Annotated in this window: 6 protein-coding genes; all 6 read right to left on the bottom strand. The window is 45.6% G+C overall.

What is annotated here, in order from left to right; translation table 11 throughout:
• On the bottom strand, nt 1-1,508 hold a 1,508-nt coding region (locus ACWVCM_RS13850), incomplete at its 3' end, for a heavy metal translocating P-type ATPase (protein ID WP_455202353.1).
• A gap of 30 nt (nt 1,509-1,538) precedes the next feature.
• Nucleotides 1,539-1,751 (bottom strand): heavy-metal-associated domain-containing protein, encoded by a 213-nt coding sequence (locus ACWVCM_RS13845; RefSeq protein ID WP_455202352.1) that lies wholly within the window; start codon nt 1,749-1,751, stop codon nt 1,539-1,541.
• A 149-nt stretch (nt 1,752-1,900) separates the two neighbouring features.
• A complete protein-coding gene (locus tag ACWVCM_RS13840; RefSeq protein WP_455202351.1) occupies nt 1,901-2,293 on the bottom strand; it encodes a DUF302 domain-containing protein in 393 nt (130 codons plus the stop codon).
• 62 nt (nt 2,294-2,355) lie between these two features.
• Nucleotides 2,356-2,730, bottom strand: a complete 375-nt coding sequence (locus ACWVCM_RS13835) for a c-type cytochrome (protein ID WP_455202350.1) — start codon at nt 2,728-2,730, stop codon at nt 2,356-2,358.
• Between the two features lie 120 nt (nt 2,731-2,850).
• Nucleotides 2,851-3,561 (bottom strand): DUF2231 domain-containing protein, encoded by a 711-nt coding sequence (locus ACWVCM_RS13830; protein ID WP_455202349.1) that lies wholly within the window; start codon nt 3,559-3,561, stop codon nt 2,851-2,853.
• 203 nt (nt 3,562-3,764) lie between these two features.
• Nucleotides 3,765-4,703 (bottom strand): efflux RND transporter permease subunit (locus tag ACWVCM_RS13825; RefSeq protein WP_455202348.1); only part of this gene is annotated, 939 nt, incomplete at its 5' end.

Here is a 4,703-nt window from a genome sequence, read left to right as displayed (position 1 = left end):
TGAGCCAGTAATTCATCTACAGTAGCAACAACGCCTTTGCCCACTGTAGAATGAAAATCTTTAATTTTGAATAAATTGATATTCTGTTGTTTCGAATAATCAACAATAGCATGAGCAACGGGATGTTCTGATTGCGCTTCCAGGCTGGCCGCATATTGTATGACTTGTTGTTCGGACACATCCAGACCTGCTTTAATCGCAACAACTTTGGGTTTGCCTTCTGTTACGGTTCCTGTCTTATCCAGCAGCACCGTGGTAATGGAACCAGCTTTCTGTAATGCGTCTGCATTACGAATTAGAATGCCAAATTCCGCTGCCTTGTTAATCCCCAGCATTATTGAAATTGGCGTTGCCAACCCCAGGGCACAGGGACAGGCTATTACCAATACGCTCATGGATGTCACCAGCATGTAACTGGCTTTCGGGTCCGGCCCCCAGTACCACCACATTACCAGGGTCACTAACGCGATTAGTATAACCGCCGGCACGAAAACACTGGCAACTTTATCCGCCAATCGTCCAATCGGTGGTTTGGAATTTTGCGCGACCTTCACCAGTTCCATGATGCGAGCGAGCATGGTTTGTTCACCCACATGAGTAGCGCGAAACAGAAAACTACCCGAATTATTGATAGTGCCACCGATAACTTTATCCCCGGCACTTTTGGTAACACCAATAGGCTCGCCGGTTATCATGGACTCATCAACAACCGATTGCCCTTCGACAATCACACCATCGACGGGAATCTTTTCGCCGGGACGCACACGCAGAAAATTATTTTGCTTTACTTGCTCGATAGGAATATCTGATTCTTCCGTACCCACAACCAGATGCGCAGTACGCGCCTGCAACCCTATCAGGCGCTTAATCGCCTGAGAAGTTTTTCCACGGGCGCGATGCTCCAGTAAGGACCCAAAATTGATAAACGCAATAATGACAGCCGAAGCCTCAAAATAGACGTGGCGGGCTAACTCTGGCACCAGGGACGGGAATATCACGACTATCATCGAATAAATCCAGGCCGCACCGGTACCTAATGCCACCAGGGTATCCATATTGGCAGAGCCATGTTTCGCCTGTTTCCAGGCGCCGCGAAAAATGTGTGAACCTGAATAGGCCAGTACTGAAAATGCGAATACCCCAAATACTAACCATAAAGTATTAGGTTGGTCGGTGCGAAGCGCTGGAGACAGATCAGTCATTGAAAAAACAAACAACAACAGGCCAATGGCACCAGCATAGACAGTTTTATACAGCAGAAGTTGATCTTCTGCGTTGCCTGTGGGCTCAGTTTCGGAAATCCCGATAGACTCCGACGCACCATAGCCTGCATCAATGATAGCGCCAATAACTTTTTCGTGGTCTACTTCGCCTTCTACGACTGCGGTGTGGTCAGCAAAATTAACCCAGGCTTCTTCTACACCATTTACACCTCGAATAGCTTTTTCCACATTCGCCACACAAGCAGCGCAAGTCATGCCAGAGACATTAAGGGTAAATTTCTCCATTGTGTTTTTAACCGGGTTAATACGCGGTGCTTAGTTGCTTTTTACTACAGCGGCATAACCTGCTTCAGACATCGCAACGGAGATTGCCTGGGGATCAATTTCGCCCGTCACTTGCATGATTCCTGCGTCCAGGTCGAAATCTGCTGACTCATAACCTGTAACATTTGAAAGGGCATTTTTCGCAGTAGCGACACATCCGTCGCACTTTAATCCGGATATATAAAACGTGGTTTCTGTTGTCATTAGCTAGCCCTCCAGATTGAGATATATAAATATTAGATCACGTAATCTTACAAACTATCCCCGGTAATTTTAATTGTGGGCGCAATGACTGCAGAAAATAAGATGTCTTTTGGGGCGCCGCGCAAATAGCGGCGCCGCGCCGTGGATTACTAACCAGCCGCGAGTAAATCTCGCACTTTTTCCAATCTTGCTTTTACCTGGGGAGCGATTTCATGAACATCTGCATTATCAACAATATCCAGTACTGCGGCAGGGTCCATAAATGCTACGGTCATGGAACCATCATCTTCCTCACGTACCACGACATTACAGGGGAGTAACAAACCTATATCGGGTTCAGCATTTATTGCCTGATTTGCCAGTTGAGGATTACAAGCGCCAAGGATTTTATAAGGTTTACGATCAACATCGATCTTTGCCTTCAGGGTTGCCTGAACATCAATCTCAGTTAACACTCCGAAACCTTCTGTTTTCAAAGCTTCGGTAACTTTATTACAAACATCATCCATCGATCCTGACATACTAATTGAGAAACCGTACATTGCTATCTCCTATACTTAACTATAAATTCACCAAACTTTATGTGCAAAAAGTAAAAAATCACCTATTTGCGTTGCTGCATCTCATACCAGGCGGCATAAACCTGATCCGGCCACTGTGACTGAAACCACATAATGGTTGCATCAATTTGCTCCTTGGTAAGCTTGTCTTTCCATGCTGGCATATTTCCCTGCCCGGGCTGACTGCCATTGGATATCACATCGTATAAAACGTCCAGTGAATGATGCCAGGCATGGCCGCTACCGTTCAACGGTGGTGGCGGGAAAGTGCCATCGGGATTACGTTGATGCCAGTTCTTTGCACCCTGAGCATTATCGCCATGGCATTTTGAGCAGTTTTCAGCAAATACCTGTTTGCCCAGCGCCAACTGGTTTTCATCATAAGCCCGCTGTGGCATTAAGCCGGTACTACTACTCATAACTTTTGGTTGCTGGTCGCAACTTACAATCCCTATAGCCAGCAATATACCTAAAGAGCAATTATAAATGTATATCGGCACCCTGCTCATATATAACATCGCCTGGTCATGAAAAAGTAGTTAGTGGGAATGATCACTGTGATCGTGGGTGTGATCATCATGACTCTGTTTGGTTACCGCATTATCAGCATCTGTCTTCGGTTCATCGCCTATTGAGTCATGCTGGTGTTTTTCGTTCTGTTCGCCATCATGGGAGTGAGCTTTCTCACCCACTTCATGCTCAGCTTCCTCGCTCTTGTCTTCCTGCATCATACTCGATATGCCACCCGCACCATGTTCATCTGAACCATGGGAATGTGCACCGTGATCATGCTCATCAGTATCTGGCAGAGACATAACACCCAGACCATGACGATAAACCAGTTCTCCGCCCAACCAGCCTGTAGCCCCCAGGGACATTGATGCAACAATTAAAGGCAATGTTATCAACCAGGTAATGGGAAGCGCCTTGCGAGCGCGTTGAAATGACCAAAAAGCAAGTAATATGAACAGCGCTGCGGTTCCCAGTGCCCAGTTGCGATGTTCTAACATGGCCAGGTGGGATGGCGTATCATGATCCACGGAATTGGATGCAAACCAGCCTGCCACAACAGTGGCAATGGCAAATAACGCACCTAACCATAAATTCCAGTTGGCTACGTTTTCATATTGGTAATAATTGGTAGATTTTGTACTGAGCGCGGAAACGACATGGAACAGCGTCGAAACAAGTAATAGCGCAATGGTAAAATGCACAAAAAAAGGATGCCAGTTCGGGATTATTTCAATCATAGTTTTCAGCTATTGGTAGTTGATGCTTTTTGTAATATATAGAAATCGTTCTTCTACGATTCTGCATCCTAAATTATGCACTATAAACGTGTATAGACAAGTAACGAGGTGAGAGTTCAGGTTAAATAAGACCGATATATCAGCATCAAATGATGTTGTTGGCCAGCATTCAATCACCCGCTCATTAAGGGCTGTCTTCTATGCTAACTGTAGTCGAAAATACCTCGCCGCATCTGCCTGCCTCGCCACATTACATAGAGAACTGGAATCAAAACCATGGAAACCAGGGGCGCGGTAATCATCCCTCCCAGCATAGGAGCCGCAATACGCTGCATAACTTCGGACCCCGTTCCAGTACCCGTCATGATTGGAAACAGGCCAGCAAGAATAACCGCAGCCGTCATTGCCTTAGGTCGCACCCTCAACACTGCACCTTCCATAACCGCGGCTTTTAATCCATTCATATTGCGTGGTTTATATTTTTTATATGCCTGATCCAGATACACTAGCATAACCACACCAAATTCGGCAGCAATGCCTGCTAAAGCAATAAATCCCACCTTAACTGCAACGGAAATGTTGTATCCCAATATGTCTATAAACCAGAATGCACCCACCAACGCCAAAGGTACAGAACCCATAACCATGAGTGATTCGGCAATGTTTTTAAAATTTAAGTATAACAATAGAAAAATGATTACCAGGGTCAATGGGCCGATATATAAAAGTCTTTCGTCTGCACGCAATAAATATTCATACTGGCCAGACCAGCCAATGGCATAACCTGCTGGCAATTCAATATTATTCATAACAGTCTGTTGTGCATCCTTAACATAACTACCCAGATCCCTGTCGGCGATATCGACAAAGATCCAGCCGGTACGACGCGCGTTTTCACTCTTAATCATACCCGGACCATCAACAATACTGATATCTGCTACTTCACCTAGAGGTACAGTTGCTTTACCGGGAGTTACAATAGGTAGTAGAGACAGTTTTTCTATAGTGTCTCGCGCCTCACGAGGATATCGAATATTCACGGGGTAACGTTCAAGGCCTTCTACTGTTTCAGTGACATTGATACCTCCGACAGCTTTGGAAATAACTTCCTGTATATCGGCTAAATTAAGCCCAAGCCGTGA

This window comes from Kaarinaea lacus, assembly GCF_975902315.1.
Note: the sequence above shows the minus strand (reverse complement) of the source record. Positions and strands in the feature narration are given on the sequence as shown.